The organism is Lentibacillus songyuanensis (assembly GCF_039548255.1).
GTDB lineage: Bacteria > Bacillota > Bacilli > Bacillales > Amphibacillaceae > Lentibacillus_C > Lentibacillus_C songyuanensis.
The window spans coordinates 67,323-86,192 of the sequence record NZ_JBCLVH010000010.1; the positions used below are offsets into that span (position 1 = coordinate 67,323).

The 18,870-nt window shown below is 39.3% G+C and carries 13 protein-coding genes and 2 pseudogenes; 12 read left to right on the forward strand and 3 right to left on the reverse strand.

All coding sequences use genetic code 11. From position 1 onward, the window contains the following. Window positions 1-4: 4 nt before the first annotated feature. The 6 genes and pseudogenes from WMZ97_RS11705 to WMZ97_RS11730 form a co-directional block, all read left to right on the forward strand. Window positions 5-733 (forward strand): annotated as a pseudogene (locus tag WMZ97_RS11705) (aldehyde dehydrogenase family protein); the annotation flags it as partial. Continuing rightward, window positions 724-1,739: pseudogene (ald, locus tag WMZ97_RS11710) on the forward strand (alanine dehydrogenase); the annotation flags it as partial. The pseudogenes WMZ97_RS11705 and ald, both read left to right, overlap by 10 nt. A gap of 146 nt (window positions 1,740-1,885) precedes the next feature. Continuing rightward, a complete protein-coding gene (locus WMZ97_RS11715) occupies window positions 1,886-3,994 on the forward strand; it encodes a sigma 54-interacting transcriptional regulator (protein WP_343272272.1) in 2,109 nt (702 codons plus the stop codon). Between the two features lie 242 nt (window positions 3,995-4,236). After that, window positions 4,237-5,601, forward strand: coding sequence for an aminotransferase family protein (locus tag WMZ97_RS11720; RefSeq protein WP_343272273.1), 1,365 nt, complete (start codon window positions 4,237-4,239; stop codon window positions 5,599-5,601). Between the two features lie 32 nt (window positions 5,602-5,633). After that, window positions 5,634-6,740: a C45 family peptidase gene (locus tag WMZ97_RS11725; protein WP_343272274.1), complete on the forward strand. Its 1,107-nt coding sequence runs from the start codon at window positions 5,634-5,636 to the stop codon at window positions 6,738-6,740. A gap of 362 nt (window positions 6,741-7,102) precedes the next feature. Then, window positions 7,103-8,464, forward strand: coding sequence for an APC family permease (locus tag WMZ97_RS11730; RefSeq protein ID WP_343272275.1), 1,362 nt, complete (start codon window positions 7,103-7,105; stop codon window positions 8,462-8,464). A gap of 291 nt (window positions 8,465-8,755) precedes the next feature. Here the strand turns inward: WMZ97_RS11730 and aguA are convergent, their stop codons facing one another. The 3 genes from aguA to WMZ97_RS21925 form a co-directional block, all read right to left on the reverse strand. Then, complete coding sequence (aguA, locus tag WMZ97_RS11735) at window positions 8,756-9,853, reverse strand: agmatine deiminase (RefSeq protein ID WP_343272276.1); 1,098 nt, start codon at window positions 9,851-9,853, stop codon at window positions 8,756-8,758. A gap of 349 nt (window positions 9,854-10,202) precedes the next feature. Beyond that, complete coding sequence (locus WMZ97_RS11740; RefSeq protein WP_449826326.1) at window positions 10,203-10,550, reverse strand: hypothetical protein; 348 nt, start codon at window positions 10,548-10,550, stop codon at window positions 10,203-10,205. Continuing rightward, window positions 10,529-10,717 (reverse strand): sigma 54-interacting transcriptional regulator, encoded by a 189-nt coding sequence (locus WMZ97_RS21925; protein WP_405027688.1) that lies wholly within the window; start codon window positions 10,715-10,717, stop codon window positions 10,529-10,531. Before WMZ97_RS21925 ends, WMZ97_RS11740 begins: the two co-directional genes overlap by 22 nt. An 827-nt stretch (window positions 10,718-11,544) precedes the next feature. Here WMZ97_RS21925 and WMZ97_RS11745 point away from each other — a divergent pair. The 6 genes from WMZ97_RS11745 (at window position 11,545) to WMZ97_RS11770 (ending at window position 18,855) form a co-directional block, all read left to right on the forward strand. Next, window positions 11,545-12,900, forward strand: coding sequence for an APC family permease (locus WMZ97_RS11745; protein ID WP_343272277.1), 1,356 nt, complete (start codon window positions 11,545-11,547; stop codon window positions 12,898-12,900). A gap of 497 nt (window positions 12,901-13,397) precedes the next feature. Continuing rightward, window positions 13,398-14,468: an ABC transporter ATP-binding protein gene (locus WMZ97_RS11750; RefSeq protein WP_343272278.1), complete on the forward strand. Its 1,071-nt coding sequence runs from the start codon at window positions 13,398-13,400 to the stop codon at window positions 14,466-14,468. 35 nt (window positions 14,469-14,503) lie between these two features. After that, window positions 14,504-15,571, forward strand: coding sequence for an ABC transporter substrate-binding protein (locus WMZ97_RS11755; RefSeq protein ID WP_343272279.1), 1,068 nt, complete (start codon window positions 14,504-14,506; stop codon window positions 15,569-15,571). Between the two features lie 321 nt (window positions 15,572-15,892). Further along, window positions 15,893-16,672, forward strand: coding sequence for an ABC transporter permease (locus tag WMZ97_RS11760; protein ID WP_343272280.1), 780 nt, complete (start codon window positions 15,893-15,895; stop codon window positions 16,670-16,672). Window positions 16,673-16,685: 13 nt separating this feature from the next. Next, complete coding sequence (locus WMZ97_RS11765; protein WP_343272281.1) at window positions 16,686-17,537, forward strand: ABC transporter permease; 852 nt, start codon at window positions 16,686-16,688, stop codon at window positions 17,535-17,537. 43 nt (window positions 17,538-17,580) lie between these two features. Beyond that, window positions 17,581-18,855 (forward strand): NAD(P)/FAD-dependent oxidoreductase, encoded by a 1,275-nt coding sequence (locus tag WMZ97_RS11770; RefSeq protein ID WP_343272282.1) that lies wholly within the window; start codon window positions 17,581-17,583, stop codon window positions 18,853-18,855. Window positions 18,856-18,870: the final 15 nt, after the last annotated feature.

Sequence of the window (18,870 nt, forward strand, 5' to 3'; positions counted from 1 at the left end):
AGACGATTTAGCTTCCGAAGCATTTACGTCGCGGAAAGAGGTACCCGTTCCAAAACGGGCGCGGATTCTATTTAAATATCAACAACTATTAGTCGATCATTGGGATGAACTGGCTGAATTGGTCACGATCGAAAATGGCAAAAGTTTTAAAGAGGCACACGGGGAAGTGCTTCATGGTATCGAATGTGTGGAGTTTGCAGCCGGAGCACCATCCTTATCCATGGGATCGCAACTACCATCGATAGCTTCAGGACTTGAATCTGGTGTTTACCGCTATCCAATCGGGGTTGTCGGCGGGATTACCCCGTTCAACTTCCCAATGATGGTACCATGCTGGATGTTCCCAATGGCGATTGTAACGGGAAATACATTCGTTCTAAAACCATCGGAACGGACCCCATTACTGGCAAATCGGTTGGCAGAATAGCTGGAAGAAGCAGGATTGCCAGAAGGTGTATTTAATATCGTCCATGGGGCACATGATGTTGTTAATGGTTTGCTTGAACATGAGCAGATTGGCGTCATTTCTTTCGTTGGTTCTCAGCCGGTAGCAGAGTACGTGTATAAAAAAGGAACGGAAAACTTAAAGCGTGTGCAGGCATTGTCCGGTGCGAAAAATCATTCCATTGTTTTAAAAGATGCTAACTTGAAAACGCAGCAACCCAAATCATCAGTGCTGCTTTTGGCTCGGCCGGGGAACGTTGCATGGCTTGTTCCGTGGTAGCAGGCGTCAGGTCAGGATTTACGGATGAAGCATATAAACAAGCAGGTGCCATCATTACCTCGACTGCAAAAGAAGTCTGGGAAAAGGAAATGGTAATGAAGGTCAAAGAACCGCTTCCAGAAGAATATGATTATTTTTATGAAGGGTTAAATCTATTCACCTACTTGCATCTGGCTGCCGAACCTGAGTTGACCAAGGCATTGATTGATAAAAAAGTGGTTGGGCTTGCTTATGAAACAGTGCAGCTGGATGATCGGTCATTACCATTGTTGGCCCCAATGAGTGAAGTTGCCGGTTACATGGCGACGCAAATTGGTGCCCAATATTTAGAGAAGACGAACGGTGGAAAAGGGGTTCTGTTAGCTGGTATACCTGGCGTGAAACGGGGGAAAGTCACTGTCATTGGCGGTGGGGTAGTAGGTACAAATGCGGCGAAAATTGCTTTAGGCTTAGGTGCAGAAGTATCTATTTTAGAATTGAATCCTGCTCGGTTAAGACAGCTGAATGACTTGTTTGGGTCGTCCGTACCATTATGTCAAACAGTCTGAATATCCATGAAGAAGTCGCGGATGCTGACTTGGTAATTGGTTCAGTGCTGATTCCTAGTGCTAAGGCGCCAGTATTGGTTACGGAAGATATGGTGAAAGATATGCCAAATGGATCGGTCATTGTGGATGTCGCCATTGACCAAGGTGGAAATGTGGAAACAAGTGACCGAATTACCAGTCATGACGATCCGACATTTACGAAGCATGGCGTTGTTCATTATACGGTACCAAATATTCCTGGGGCAGTACCAAGAACAGGGACGCTTGGATTAACCAATGTGACGGTGCCATATGCGCTGCAAATCGCTAATAAAGGATATAAACAGGCTTGTTTGGATAATTCGGCTTTGTTAAAAGGACTGAATACGCTTGATGGCAATGTCACCTTTAAAGGGGTTGCAGAATCGCATCAATTGCCTTATCGGGAAGTGCATTCACTGCTGAATAAGCCTGGAGTTACAATTTAAAATCTTCAAGAAGATAAAAAGGTGGCGGCCTGCATGGGTATGCCACCTTTTTTATTTATTCATCTATAAATATACATCGGATTATTAAAAGAAATTTGCTATAATGGGGAATACATAGAATTGCTTGTGAAAAAGGGGGTCCATGAATGAGCCAAACAATTTTTGATAAGCTACGACCTATTGTTACAGTAGAAGGTACCTTACAGGGGGAGGTGGGTTCTAGGAAGCTAGTTGACCATCATGATCCATATTTATTTTTATCGAATAACGATCATGTATATGCCTATGTTGATCTCAAAAGATTGACGACTCAAGAAATAACGAGCCAGGATTTAAACATGGAGCAAATCCTTTCCAATGCAATTTCCATTGAAAAAATTGGCGTGTTCAATCCGAATCAAACCATTTCTGTACCCTATATTTTTCAAATTTTAGGTGAACCAATTGTGCTAGTGCATGATGACCATCATGAATTGGTGGGCTATCTCAGAAGGGAAGATATGCTCGTCGAAATGTTTCGTGATAATCATAATATTAATATATTGAAGGTGTTGCTTGCGTCAATACCGATGGGGATATTTGTCGTTGATCATCAGCAAAAGGTTGTTAATTGTAATGATTCAGGATTACAAATGATTCGATCTACTGTGGATAAAGTAATGGGAGCGAATGCAGGCAGTATATTTAATGGCGAACATTTGCAACAAGTATTCTCTTCTGGGAAGACCATATTAAACCAAATCCATATTACCGATAAAATGGGGGTATTGGTTGATTATAGTCCGATTGAGCATTCAGACGGAAAGGTAGACGGTGCTATTATCATCGTGCAAGACTTGCCGATGGTGGAGGATATGGCCATGGAAATGGAGACAGTAAAAAACTTAAATCGGGATCTCAACGCGATTCTTTCTACGATTTATGATGAACTGTTAGTTGTTGATCATCGGGGCACATTGATAAGACATAGTGATAATTATATTCGGGATTTTTGGTTAGAAGATCTACATCAGTTAGTTGGGAAAAATATATTGGAATTAGAAGAAAAAGGTCATTTTTCCCCTTCTGTAACAAGAATGGTGCTTGAAAGGAAAGAGAAGGTATCCATTGTGCAGGAAACCAATACTGGAAAGAAAATACTCGCCATTGGTAATCCCATTTTTAATGATTACGGGGGATTAATGCGGGTGGTGATTGCTTCCAGGGACATAACGGAAAATACAAAGCTGAAGACCGAACTACAGCAAACCAAAGAAATAACGCAGCGGTACAAGCAGGAGCTTTCACGATTAAAGAATAAAACTGATCCTTCTAAAGATATCATTTATTGCAGTGCTAAAATGCAAAAGATCATGATTCAAATTGAAAAGATAGCGAGTTTCTCTTCAACGGTGTTAATCCAGGGGGAATCGGGAGTAGGAAAGGAATTAATTGCCCGGGCCATACATACCGAAAGTAATCGCTCTGCAAAGCCATTTTTAACGATCAACTGTGGCTCAATACCAGAAAATTTACTGGAAAGTGAATTGTTTGGCTATGCGAGAGGGGCATTTACCGGTGCGGATGTAAGGGGAAAGCAAGGATATTTTGAGCAGGCGAACGGTGGTGTCCTGTTTCTTGATGAGATTGGTGATATGCCGTTTTCGCTGCAGGTGAAATTGTTAAGGGTACTGCAAGAAAATGAAGTGGTGCCAATTGGAAGCGTTACCCCGATTCCTATCAATGTACAAATCGTTGCAGCAACCAATAAGGACTTAAAGCAGCTGGTTGAAAAAGGAAGTTTTCGTGAGGATTTATATTATCGAATTAATGTCATTCCGATTCATGTACCGCCTTTATGTGAACGACCGGAGGATATACCTTTGTTAGCTTATCATACGCTGCAATCGTTGAACCGGCGATACGACAAAAACTATCATTTCTCACCCGGTGCATTGAACTTATTAGAAAATTATTCGTGGCCGGGTAATATTCGTGAATTGCAGAACCTAATTGAGCGTTTATTTGTGACGGCAGATGAAGATGTGATCAATGAAGACTTTGTTGGACAATTTATGATTACTGGAGAGGTCAAGCGGTCAAGGCCAATGATTTCAAGAATTATCCCGTTAAGTGAAGCGAAGGAAGATGTGGAAGAGCAGTTAATTATGCTAGCAATGAAAAAATATAAGACAACGACAAAGGCAGCGAAGGCACTAGGCATTAGTCAGTCCGCCGTCAGTCGTAAATATAAAAAAATATTGGAGTGCGAGTAAGCATGGAAAGGCAGCTTGTTAGTAACAGATAAGCTGTCTTTTATGCACTCTATAATAAGTGTATGCGTTGATGCATAGTTTTTGTAACTATTCATCACGATGACTTGGGAAAATATGATGCATCATATATTTAAAATTCTTTTATAACAACATATTAGTGTGTTTTCTAATAATATAATTAAATATTGGCATAAGATTTGCAAGTTTAAATAAATAGAATATAAAAAGCAGGAGGTTATTTTATGAACTCGAATATTGCTAAATCAAAAGCTAGTGAACTTACGGAACTAGATAAAAAACATTTCATTCACCCAACGTCAGCACCAAAAGATGTGGCGGAAAACGGACCTGGTATTATCTTTTCGGAAGGTAAGGGCATTTATGCATATAATGCAACGGGGGAAGCTTATATAGATGGCATGTCGATGTTATGGAATGTGAATTTGGGGCATGGGCAAACGGAACTGGCTGAGACAGCTAGAGAGCAAATGTTAAAAATAGCTTATTCTTCAGCCTTTAAAGGTTTCTCTAGTGAGCCGACGATTAGACTTGCTGAAAAACTTGCTTCGATTGCCCCAGGAGATTTAAATGCAGTATTCTTTACGTCAGGTGGTTCGGAATCGAATGACACCGCTTTCAAAGTATCTCGTTTTTACTGGGCACAAAAGGGAAAGCTAGAAAAAAAGAAAATTATTGCATTAAAGGATGGTTATCATGGGGTAACCCAGGCAGCACAAAGTGCAACTGGTATTCCTTCAACACATGAATTTGCTGGAACCAGTGTAGAAGGATTTATTCATGCAAAGGCACATCTAACCAACTGTGAGTTAGGGGATAAAAGTGATCCCAATTATGCGGATTCGATTCGTGAACTGATCGAAAAAGAGGGGGCAGATACCATTGCTGCCATTATTGTGGAAACGGTACAAGGCGCAGGCGGCGTGAATATCCCTCCTGAAGGCTATTTAAAAGCAGTTCAGTCACTTTGTGATGAATTCGATATTTTGTTTATTGCGGATGAAGTGATTTGTGGATTTGGCCGAACCGGAAGAATGTTTGGCATAGAACATTGGGGTGTTGTGCCTGATTTAATGTGTTTTGCAAAAGGAGTTACCAGTGGTTATTCGCAACTCGGTGGCGTAATGATTAGTGATGAAGTAAGAAAACAAATTGTGAATTTTGATGGTGTTTTTGCCCATGGGTTCACCTATAGTGGGCATCCGACTGCATGTGCTGTTGGATTGAAAAACATTGAGATATTAGAGCGAGAAAATGTTGTAAAGAATGTACAACAAATGGAGAAGGAATTACAGAAAGGACTTTCCTATTTAGAGGAGAAGCACGATATCGTACGAAACTGCCGGACAATTGGTCTGTTAGCTGCACTGGAAGTGTTCAATCCGGAGACTGGTGACTATTTTGATGCGTCACTGAATGCAGCTTCCACGGTTGTGGATGAATGCTTCGATCGCAAGCTTATTCTCCGACCAATAGGAACGTTCCGGGTTGCTATTGCACCACCATTAGTGATTAATAAAGAGGAAATTGACAAAATGATCGGGATCATCGATGAGTCACTTACAGCATTTAAGGAAAAGATAAATTAATATTTATCAGACAAGACGAATGGAGGAAACAGATGATTAAAAAACTGCAACTGCGAGGTTCTGCAAAGGAAATCGGTTATGAACATGGCAGCCAGGCTAAACAAGAGGTTCATCACAGTCTGGAAACATATGAAACATTATTTCACGGCTATCAGAATATTACGTGGTCTGAAGCCAAAGAACGGGCACAGGTCCATTTGAAAGCAATTGAACGATATGATCCAGAGATGATAGAGGAAATGGAAGGGATTGCGGATGGGGCAGGTGTGGAATTTGCCGATATTCTTGCTCTAAATGCCCGCAGTGAGATTGCACTAACCGGATATAAAGGGAAGGCATTTTCTGATGGATGTACTGCCATGGCGGTTATGAATCCAATCATATCTGACACGATTATTGGCCAAAATTGGGATTGGAAGGCCTCACAAAAAAGAAGTCTGCTTTTACTAGATATACAGAGTAAAGCTAATCCGGCGATAACAATGGTCACAGAAGGCGGAATCATAGGAAAGATTGGATTTAATTCTGCGGGCGTAGGAATTTGCTTTAATGCCCTAATCACGGATAAAAAGTCTAATGAGGTTCCTATTCATCTGGGTTTGAGGGCGGTGCTAAACTCTAATTCTCTAACAAAAGCCATATCCAAGGTGAAAGGAGGACAAATGGCATCTGCTGCTAGTTTCCTGATTGGATATGATCAAGGAGACGGAAATGGCATGGCGGTTAATGCAGAGGTTTCTCCATTTGGATTGGATTATGTCGGGGGAGATAATGGAACATTAGTCCATACGAATCATATTTGTTCCAATGAAATCAAGAAAAATTTAGAGGACAGAAATGAATTTAAATTTGATGATTCAGCACTTCGTAAAAAGAGAGCTGAGCAGCTAATGCAAACAAGTATCACAAATAAAGAAGTGATTAACGAGCAGTTATTTGAGCGTTGGCTATCTGATGAATTTAATGCTCCTAATTCGATTAATCATTTCGAAAATAACCGTGCACCAGAACATCGCAGAATGGAAACAGTCTTTTCTATCATTATTAACCTATCGAAAAGGCAAGCATTTCTTCGGATCGGGAATTCATTGGATAATAATAATTACGAAAAAGTGGAGAACAGCTTTCTCTTGATCTGAATGAACACTTTCTAAACCATATTTCAAAGATAAATAACTGAAGGCAGGACGATAAATATGCGAATTGGAATCCCATAGAAAAAATATGAAATTCTCATTGCCATCACCCCTGCAGGATGGATACTCTGAAACAAGCAGGACATGAAGGTGTTGTAGAAACAAGTGCGGGGGACGGGTCCAGCAGCTTCATCGATGAGTAATATAAAGAATCAGGAGCAACTATTGTTTCCTCAGCCCGTGAATTTTAGACAAGTGAAATGGTTATGAACGTGAAGGAACCATTGCCAGAGGAATATGGGTATTTTTATCCCACTCTTACTGCCCGCTAAGAGGGGGGATAAAAATTCAGGAAGGTGAGTGTAATGAAATCCGATACAGAGTTTAGAAAAGTACTTACATTATTACCTGTCGTATTATTTGGATTGGCCTATATGGTTCCTTTAACCGTATTTACTACTTACGGAATTGTATCCCAATTAACGAAAGGGATGCTGCCAATGGCTTATGTTGTAACTCTGCTTACTATGTTGTTTACATCCTTTAGTTATGGGCGGATGGTTAGAGCCTATCCATATGCTGGTTCCGCCTATACATACGCTCAAAAATCACTTAATCCACATATTGGTTTTTTTGTTGGGTGGGTTTTATTATTAGATTATCTGTTTTTGCCAATGATCAACTACTTAGTTATTGGAATATACTTAAATGCTGAATTCCCGGCAATTCCAGTGTGGTTTTGGCTAATACTAGCGATCATGATTGTAACAATTGTTAATGTTAGAGGTATCAGGGTTGTTGCAGGAGTGAATTTCACTTTGATTTCTTTTCAGATTATCTTTGTTGCTTTATTTATCATTCTCTCCGTTAAAGGACTTTTAAGTGGTGAAGGTGCAGGGACCCTTTTCTCAACATTACCATTTTTTAACCCCGAGGGTTCATCTTCTCCCGTTTTTGGAGGGGCTGCAATTTTATGTCTCTCATTTTTAGGCTTTGATGCTGTTTCAACATTGTCTGAGGAAACTATTAATGCCAAAAAAATAATACCAAAGGCAATCTTTCTAGTTACGATTATTGGTGGTTTATTATTCATCATTATTTCTTACCTTGGTCAACTTGTATTTCCTGACTATATGTCGTTTAAGGATCCAGACTCCGCTGGTTTAGAAGTTGCGGCATTTCTTGGTGGAACTTTATTTAAATCCTTTTTCTTGACTGCTTATATCTTAGGTTGTTTTGCCTCAGCTACAAGCTCGCATGCAAGTGTATCAAGATTGTTATATGCGATGGGGCGAGATACAATTCTTCCCAAAAAAATATTTGGATACCTTTATTCAAAATATCGAACCCCTGTATTTAACACAATTATCGTGGGGGTTGTAGCGTTGTCAGCTTTATTATTTAGTTTAGAAACAGTTTCTTCTTTTATTAGTTTTGGGGCACTTTCTGCTTTTACCTTTGTGCATATATCAGTGTTTGCCCATTTTTACGTAAGAAACAGGAAACGCACATTTAAAGACTTTATACTTTATTTATTACTTCCGTTAATAGGAGTAATATTATGTATTTGGTTATGGACTAGCTTAAGTAAATTCGCCTTCCTGTTAGGGATTAGTTGGTTAATTATTGGATGCATTTATTTAATGTATCTAACTAGGATGTTTAAGAAGCAACCACCTGAATTATCATTTGAGGAATCAATTGATGAAGTAGAGATCACATCGTAATTTTATCCCACTTTTAACGGGCAGTAAGACTCCCACTTCATGGGTTTAAGGTGAAACCAAAAAAGATTAGTGGGAGTAAACTGGTCCTATTCTCTTCACTAACATTACGTGGGGAAGGAAGGGTAGGCTAGGAACACCACGTCCTGTGGCGATGCCTGCATTAGAACGTCTGCGTTCGTCGAAATCCCCCACTTAATGAAGTTTCACTTTATGTATGGTGGAACCTTTTTATGTTTTACTTTTTCTGAAAACGAGATTGAATCAAAGGCAAGGAGCAACTCCTTGCCTTTACTACGGTAACGGCTGCTGCTGGGTAATACAGTGGATATTCCCGCCACCAACGGAAATTTCCCGTGTATAAACGGGGACAACTTCACGATCGGGAAATATCTCTTTAAACGTGTTGATAGCAATTTCGTCTTGTGGATCATGAAAAACGGGTATAACGACCCCACCATTACAGATATAACAATTAATATATGTCGCAATAAATGTATCATTAGGTGAACGATCATAACTGGTTGCGTTCATGTCGATTTGCTGGCTTTCCTCTTTAGTTAATACGATTTGTTTTGGAAGTTGTATTTTGTGGATTGTAAAATTTCTTCCTTTTGCATCGGTTTCCTTCATTAATTGTTGGTAAGCCTGATGCAATACATCATATTGTGGATGTTTGGGATCGTCTGTCCAGCCTATTACAAGCTCTCCAGGTCGGGCAAAAAATATAACTTCATCGACATGTCCATCTGTTTCATCACCAACTAGACCATCCTTTAGCCAAATAACTTTATCAATGTTTAAATAGTCGCGAAGCTTTTCCTCAATCGCTTGCTTGGACAAATTAGGGTTTCGATTTGGATTCAATAGGCATTGTTCGGTGGTGATCAGTGTACCCTCACCATCGACTGTAATTGCTCCACCTTCTAACACGATATCAAAGGCATCATATCGATGAATTTGTTCGATTTCCAATACTTTTTGTTTTACTAGTGCATCCTGATCCCAAGGAAAATATAATCCTTCATCCAGCCCTCCCCATGCATTAAACTTCCAATCTATTCCGCGAACTTCTCCATGATCATTTTTAATAAATGTTGGTCCGATATCGCGTATCCAGGCATCATTCGATGAAATCTCAACTACCCGAATATGGTTAGGCAAACGTGCACGTGCATGTTCAAATTGGTCAGTTCCTACACCAACGGTAACGGTTTCGAATTGTGCGATTGCCTTTGCAACTTCTACATATGCTTGTTGTGCCGGTTTTGCTCCCGCTCTCCATGTATCGGTTCGGGTGGGCCATAGCATCCAAGTACCTTGATGCTGTTCAAATTCACCCGGCATTCTGAATCCATCTTGTTTGGGCTTGTTATCTATTGTTGATACCAATGGAATTCCTCCTTTTAACATTTTAATGCAAGTTCTGTACCATAATAAAGTGAAACTTCATGCAGTGGGGTTTCCCTTTCTCCCCCACTGCATAGAGGAACAAAGGCTAAGAACTCGAACGTCTGAGTTGCAGCGCCTTTGTGACCTGCGTCCTGCAGATTGAGAACAGAATCGGACCTTTGTCATGCAGTTTACCCCCACTTATCTTTTTTAGTTGCCCCTCAAAATCTTGAAGTGGGGGGTCTTACTGCCCGTTAAGGAGGGATAAAATGGTATATGTTCAAAAATTCATGGCTAAAATTATACTTTCTCATAAGGTTTTAATGTGAACGAGTCATAATCGATTCATTTAAAGATGATACTTTTTTAACCGTCTTACATAGGCAGATTGTGTAATACCAAGTGATTTAGCTGCCTTTCTAGTAGACTTATGCTCTGTTTTAGCGTTTTTTATTGTTTCTTTCTCTATTTCCTCTAAATAATCTGTAAGGTTATGCTCCCCTAAATTATAAGCCTCCTTCATATATTGATTTTCATATAATACCTTGTCTGGAAGGGCATTAGCTTCTATGGTATTTGATTTAGCAGTCACTACCAAATATTCAATCATATTTTCCAATTCTCGAATATTCCCCGGCCAGCGATAATGTTTAAGTTTATCAATCACATCTTCGCTTAGTTGGAAGATTTCTGATATCTTTTCTTGAAAGAATCAAAAAAATAATAAATTAATAGGGGGATATCATCTATCCTCTCCCTTAATGAAGGGACCTGAATGGATACAACATTTAGACGATAATAAAGATCCTCCCTAAATAGTTTGTTTTTAACCATTTGATGAAGGTTTTGGTTTGTCGCAGTAATTTTTTGATCGGTTTTTCAGCAAGTTACCTAGTTATTTGCAAAAACCGCTGCTTATTCCTGGTGTAGCTTGATAATGAAATCTTTACTGATACCAAGGGGCGAAGTTTATTTATCATGTCCGAAACTTGAGTAAATTATGAAATACTTGAAGTTATACTAATCGGGTGGTATGCAGTGATTGGGGAGGATAGCATAGCTTACCTAAGTATTGATTTTGCAAAGGTTCATTAAAGCAAGTTCAAGAAGTTCTGATAAAATGTGGATCCATTAGAATATAAGAGAAGAAACGTTCATCTTTCGTGGGCTGGTAAAAAGTGAGTTTCCCCTTTTCGCATTCATTAAAATTAGTCCACTTGATAAATTTCCTATTAAGCATCGTAACGAGGATTGATGTTAATTGTAGTTATGCGTTTCTTCATATGTATCGATTTAAGATATGTTAATGAAAAGATGAATAGCTACGTAAGTTCTATATATACATTATTTTTTCAAAATAATTACCATATGCAACAAAAATGGGCGTCTTTGACAAAGTGTCAAGGCGCTCTAGTTATAAGAAGGTTATTTCTTAAAAATTGAGCAGAGCGTTGTTTTATGCATAAATGATTAGAGTATGCATTATTTCATAAAATTGTGATACAAAATCGTTTGAAACAGTGAATACAGGGTTGGCATAAAAGTTGCAATCATTGTAATTATTATAATTATCAAACCAAGAAGGAGGCTTTAAGTATAACGAACAGGACATAGGAATTCATTCTTGTTAAAACTTGGTACGACTTTCAAAGTAATGCCTGAAAAATTTCCGATATAAGGAGAGTAGGTATATGGCGGAAAAAAGTACGCTAAAGCGTTCGCTGGGCCTTTGGGCGATTGTCGGGCTTGGTTTAGGTTATATGACCCCGACAGTGGTATTTGATACATTCGGGATTGTTTCAAAAGAAACAAATGGAGTTGTTCCGCTTGCATATGTAGCGGCATTAATCGTCATGTTATTTACCGCCGTTAGCTATGGAAAAATGGTACAAGAGTTTCCCAGTGCAGGTTCAGCCTATACGTATACAAGAGAAACGATGAATCCTTACCTTGGTTTTATGGTCGGTTGGGCAGCCCTATTGGATTACTTACTTCTTCCAATGGTTAATGCATTGATCATTCGCATTTACATGGTATCTTTTTTTCCAGAGGTACCAGCATGGATTTGGGTAGTTAGTTATGTCATTGTGGTGACAGGAATCAATATTTGGGGTATGGGAAAAACCTCCAGTTTAAATTCCATTCTTATTGTTTTTGTATCCACTTTAATTTTAGCTTTTATTGTTCTTGCCTTTATTAAATTATCTCAAGGGATGGGGCAAGGAACAATTATGACAACAGAACCGTTATTCCATTCCAATGTACAGTTAACCGCTGTTTTAACAGGTGCAACGGTTGTGTGCTTTTCGTTCATTGGTTTTGACGCCATTACAATGTATACAGAAGAAGCTAAAAATACTAACATTATGCCGAAAGCGATTATGCTGACAGTACTCATCGGCGGAGGTATCTTTTTTGTTTGTGGTCATTTCACACAAGCATTGTTTCCTGACGTATCCGTTTTTAAAGTAGTTGATGACCCATTACCTGAGATAGGTTTATATCTCGGTGGAACACTCTTCAAAATACTATTTGTGGCTGGTGGATTTGCGGCGACTACAGCTTCTGGACTTGCTTCACATGCAAGTGTTTCTCGTTTGATATATGTTATGGGGCGAAATGGTGTATTGCCAAGAAAATTCTTTGGGTACGTCCATCCAACATCCAGAACCCCGATCTTCTCAGTTATATTGGTTGGCGCAGTATCGTTACTTGCAATATCCCCTAGTTTGGAATTAATTTCTGCTGTTATTAATTTTGGCGCATTGATTGCCTTTACATTTGTTAATTTATCCGTTGTCTCCCATTTTGTGTTCCGAAAGAAAATGTATAAAGCACCAAAAGATATTTTTTCTTACTTGATCATGCCTCTTATTGGCGCTGGTTTAACTGGAGTCTTATGGTATTTTCTACACGCTGATGCACTTATTGGAGGTCTCGTTTGGGTAGTAATCGGGTTTATTTACATGCTATATCAAACGAAATTCTTTAAAAGGAAAATGGCTGACCTTGATTTTGAAGAAGCGGAGAAAACAGCTTCTCTTTGATGAAAATGACAAATCTGTATGTGGAGCACAGTGTTTCTTTAATTTGTAATGGGTAATCGGTAATTGAAATTGCAAGCGCTGTCAAAAAGGGGGATATTTGTTACCTTCCTTTAGAAAAATAGTTGCTTCTTTTCACTCCACGATAGGAAAGTAGCATAAAAATAATGGAATTTTCAAGTGTTTTAGGCAGAGAATGGTTTTATCCCGCCTTAATGGGGAGTAAGCCCCCCACTTCAAGGTTTTAAGGTGGAACTAAAAAAGATAAGTGAGGTCAACTGCATGACAAAGGCCTGATTCTGTTCTCAGTCTGCACGATGCAGGTCACAAAGGCGTTGCAACTCAGATGCCTGAGAACTTAGCCTTGGATTCCTTAGTATAAGTGGGGGAGAAAGGACAGGCAAAAACCGTCACTTCCTGTGACAACGCCTGCACTAGCACATCTGAGTGCGTCGAACCCCCCACTGAACGAAGTTTCACTTTATTTGGAGGGGTGAAAATTGAAAAATTACATGGTTCAATTAGAAAATATTACAAAACAATTCGGCGGTTACAGAGCAGTTGATGATTTAAATCTAAACGTGAAAGCGGGGGAATTTCTAACCTTGCTTGGTCCGTCTGGTTGTGGGAAAACGACAACATTACGAATGATTGCGGGATTTGAAAAACCAACTTCCGGCTATGTAAAGATTGATGAAAAGAAAGTTGACAATGTGGAGCCATATAGACGGGAAGCGAACACTGTGTTTCAAAGTTATTCGTTGTTTCCACATATGAATGTGGCAGAAAACATTGCATTTGGATTGAAAATGAAAAAGATTAATAAACAGGAAATACGAGAACGTGTAAAAGAAGCACTAAATATGGTGCAATTGGAGGATTATGGCGGGCGGAGTGTTAAACAATTGAGCGGCGGTCAGCAACAACGGATCGCTATTGCCCGAGCTATAGTGAACAATCCTAAAGTTTTACTGCTTGATGAACCATTGGGAGCACTTGACTTAAAGCTACGAAAACAAATGCAAATAGAGTTAAAACGTCTACAACAGAGTCTTGGTATAACCTTCATTTATGTAACCCACGATCAGGAAGAAGCGTTAACTATGTCTGATCGCATCGTGGTTATGAATAAAGGGAAAATTGAACAAATGGGCAGTCCGAATGAAATTTATGAGAAACCAAAGACGCGGTTTGTAGCCAATTTCATTGGAGAAACAAACATCTTCAAGGGGGTGGTGGATCATCTGGATAGAGACTATGCTTTATTAAATGTTGCTGGCCAACATGTTCTCATACCAAAAAGCAATGACCTAAAAGAAGCAGAAGAAGTATATATTTCCGTTCGGCCGGAAAATACCGGAATTGTGTCCGAAAAACAGAACGAACCATTTGTTCTAACCGGAGCATTTAAAGAAAAGATTTATATTGGAACGACAACAAAAGTGGTTGTAGAGCTAAATGACGGATCAGAAATGGTTGTTCATGAATCCAATGGAAAAATGGATGATATGCAAAAAGGAAATGAAATCTCAATTAGTTGGGAACCAGCTCATTCTGTCATTTTACGGTAAGTTTAACGAATCAAAACGAATTGGAGGATTTATGGATGAAAAAAATGTTCTGGATGGTCCTGTTAGGTTTGTTGGTTATTAGTTTAACTGCATGTGGTTCTTCCGATGATGCCGCAGCAGACTCTGGAGATCAAGAGCTTGCCGATGAATTGTACTTTTTTAATTGGGGTGGCTATGGTGATGAGGATGTCATCAAAAATTTTGAAAAGGAATATGGTGTGAAAGTGGTCTATGATACGTTCACTTCCAATCAGGAGATGCTGACCAAGTTAAACAAGGCAAATGTTCCATATGATGTCGTTGTTCCAACTGATTATATCGTTGAAAGAATGATTAACCAGGATCTTCTTGCAGAACTAGACATGGACAATATACCAAACTTTGAAAATATCAAAGAGGATTTGCAAAACCCTGAATACGACCCTGGTAAGGACAAAAAGAAATATTCTGTTCCTTATATGTTTGGAACGGAGGGAATCGCCTATAACGAGAAAAAAGTGGAAAAGCCAACCAGTTATGAAGATCTTTGGGATCCCAAATATAAAGGTCATGTAACGATACAAAATGATTCTCGAGAGTCGCTAACAATGGCGCTACAAAAATTAGGATATGACGCTAATAAACCAGATGAAGACAATTTAGAAGAAGCTAAAAAAGAATTAATGGAGTTAAATCCTAGTATCCTTCGATACAGCTCAGAACCAGATGCCGATTTAGTAAATGGAACAGCATGGATTTCTCACACTTATAATGATTCTGCTGCCAGAGCCTATAAGGACAATCCTGATATTAAATTTGTGATGCCTAAAGAAGGTGGAACTGTTTGGGTCGATAATTTGGTTATTCCGAAATCATCCAAACATAAATATACTGCTGAAGTATTTATCAACTTTGTATTAGATGCGAAAATAAGTGCGAAGTTGTCCGAAAATACACCAAGTAGTAATCCAAATGAAGCTGCAAAAGATGAGATGACAGATGAAGTGAAGAATAATCCGAATTCATATCCAGAAATACCGGATAATGCACAATATTATAGGGATTTAAAACCTGAAAAGTTACAGATGATGAATCGTACGTGGCAAGAAGTAAGAGCCAAGTAATGGTGAAAATATGGAATAAATCATATTTATTCCACTCTTAACGGGCAGTAAGATTCCCACTGGATGAAACCAAAAAAGATAAATGGGAGTCAACTGCATGACAAAGGTCCGATTCTGTTCTCAGCCTGCACGATGCAGGTCACAAAGGCATTTCAACTCAGATACCTGAGAACTTAGCCTTTGTTCCTCTATTAAGTGGGGGCGGAAGGGCAGGCTAAAACCGTCACGTCCTTATGCCTTCGCCTGCATTAGCACATCTGAGTGCGTCGGAACCCCTCACTTAATAAGGTTATTGTTTTGTTAGAAGGTGGGTGAAAAAAAGTGAGAGTTAAAACGAAAAGAATATTGTTTATCTATACATTGCTTGTATTCCTTTTCTTTTATATCCCAATGATTGTGCTGATGATATTTTCATTTAATGATTCCAAGCTGGGGACAGTGTGGACTGGTTTTACGTTTGACTGGTATTTCAAATTGATTCATGACGAGCAAATATTAAATGCGTTAAAGAACAGTATTATTGTCACCGTCATCACAACTGTTATTGCAAGTGTCTTAGGAACGTTGGCAGCACTTGCCATTCATCGCTACAAGTTTTTCGGGAAGCAAATGACGAATTTCTTATTTTATATCCCAGTTGTTATCCCGGATATTGTGGTCGGGGTTTCCCTGCTAGCCCTATATGGCTGGCTACATGTTACATTGGGGGTTGCCACAGTCATTCCGGGTCATGTGGTGATTACCACATCGTACGTGATGTTGGTAGTAGTAGCTCGGTTATATGGATTTGATTCGTCATTGGAGGAAGCTGCTAAAGATCTTGGTGCCAATAGCTGGCAAACATTTTGGAAGGTTACATTTCCATTGATTTTCCCAGGGGTTCTTGCCGGCTCGCTGATGGCGTTTACCATATCGCTTGATGAATTTGTAATTGCCTTTTTTAATACAGGTCCTGGTTCAAGTACGTTACCTGTTTTGATTTATTCAATGGTTCGTAAAGGTGTCTCACCAGAAATTAATGCACTTTCAACCATTATGATTATTTTCATTGTCATTATGGTTCTCGTTGTTGGAAAGCGGATGACGCAGACAAAGAAGTAGAAAGGAGACAGATATGGTAAAAAATCTTAAACTCGCATATTCACTATTATCACCAAGTCTACTTTGGTTGCTTTTGTTTTTGGTAATTCCTGTGGCGATGATTGTTGTGATTAGTTTTACGATTAGTGATGGTTATGGGGGAACAATTTTCGAATTCAGCCTTTCCTCATACAAGTTAGCGTTTAGTTCCTTTTATTTAAGTATTATTTGGCAATCGGTCGCATGGGCGTTGGTAGCCTCTATTATATGTCTATTGATGGCCTATCCGTTTGCATATTTCATCGCACGTGTTGATAAGGGAAAAAATATTCTGTTGTTCCTAGTTATGATTCCCTTTTGGTCAAACTTGGTTGTTCGCCTCTATTCATGGAATGCTCTTCTAAATGATGGCGGAGTAATCAATAATATTTTATTGAATTTCGGAATTATCGACGAGCCGATTAAAATGTTATACACACCATTTGCCATTATTATCGGTTTAGTTTATGGTTTCCTGCCCTTTATGATATTGCCAATCTATTCATCTATTGAACAATTGGATCAATCTTATCTAGAGGCAGCGGAAGACTTAGGGGCAAATCCGGTAAAAACATTTTTCAAAGTAACTTTACCTTTAACATTTCCAGGTATTATTGCCGGATTCATTATGACGTTTGTTCCGGCAATCAGTGTGTTTGTTGTTGCTGATCTATTGGGAGGTAACAAGCTGGTCATGGTTGGAAATGTCATCCGTGATTCCTTCTTGGTTGAAATGAACTGGCAATTAGGAGCAGCACTATCTATTTTACTTATGTTATTGGTTCTTTTATCCGTAATGCTCTTTATGAAATTCACATCGTCAAAAGATAAGAATTTACTGTTTTAACGAACAACGTTTACTAGTTTTTTCAGAAAAAAGGAGTGAAAACATGGATCGATTGTCTTTATGGGAAGCGACAGGAAATAAACGAAAAAGGTATCAACGCCTTCAAGGGGATCAGCATTGTGACGTGGTTGTCATCGGAGGTGGTTTCTCAGGACTATCAACAGCTTATCATCTTCAACAAAAAGATTGCCAAACGGTTGTTTTGGAAAAAGAACGAGTTGGCTATGGTGCAAGTGGAAGAAACGGTGGCGAAGTACTTACCGGTTATATTGGATCCATGGAGTTACATGCGAAAAAGAAAGGGATGGAAGTAGCTAGACAAATGTGGCAGTTATCCCTTGATTCGATCGATTTGATTGAAGGTATCATCCATAAACATCAAATATCGTGCGATTTTAGGAGAAATGGAGATTTTCATGCTGCCTACAAACCATCACACATGGATGGTATGAAAAGGGAACAGGAAATAATGGCAAGAGATTTTCATTATGACAAAATAAAGATTGTCGAGAAGCAAGATCTGCAGACTGAATTAAATACTTCCTTTTACCATGGTGGCCGAGTTGATGGGAGTAGTGCTCATTTTCATCCATTAAATTATGTCCTTGGCCTGGCTGAAGCAGTTGAAGAATTGGGCGGGACAATTTATGAACATTCCGAGGCATTACAATATCGCAAAATGTCTGGTGGAGTCGTGGTCGAAACGAATAAAGGACGCGTATTTGCGAAAGATCTCGTAATTGTGACCAATGCGTATTCCGGTAACTTCCAGAATACAATTAAGAGGACGATTGTTCCGGTGGAAAGTATTATGATTGCTACTGAGCCACTGCCTGAGGGAGAGTTGCAAGAATTAATTAAACATGACAGAGCGGTATCAGATACAAAAAACTTACTATATTATTTCCGCAGAACGGCAGATCACCGGATGGCATTTGGAGGTTCCGGCCGTTCCAATAGACGGGATCAGGAGCACCTTTTCCAAAATCTGCGTCAAGGAATGATTGACGTTTTTCCACAACTAAGAAATGCCAGAATCGAGTACAGTTGGGGTGGTAAGGTAGGATTCACGCAGGAGATGCTACCATATATGGGACGTTTGGAAGATGGCGCATATTATGCATTTGGGTTTGCCGGGCATGGGGCCGCGATGTCCTCCATGGCAGGTAAATTGATTGCCAATAGTATATTACATGAGGGGGAGAGAAGTAATCCATTGGAAAAAGAACAGCTGCGCCCCATTCCCTTTCATAGCCAACACGCAAAGGCAGTTGGAATGATGAAATTTTATATGAAGTTTCGTGATCGTATATCTTAAAATGGAACGTAGAAA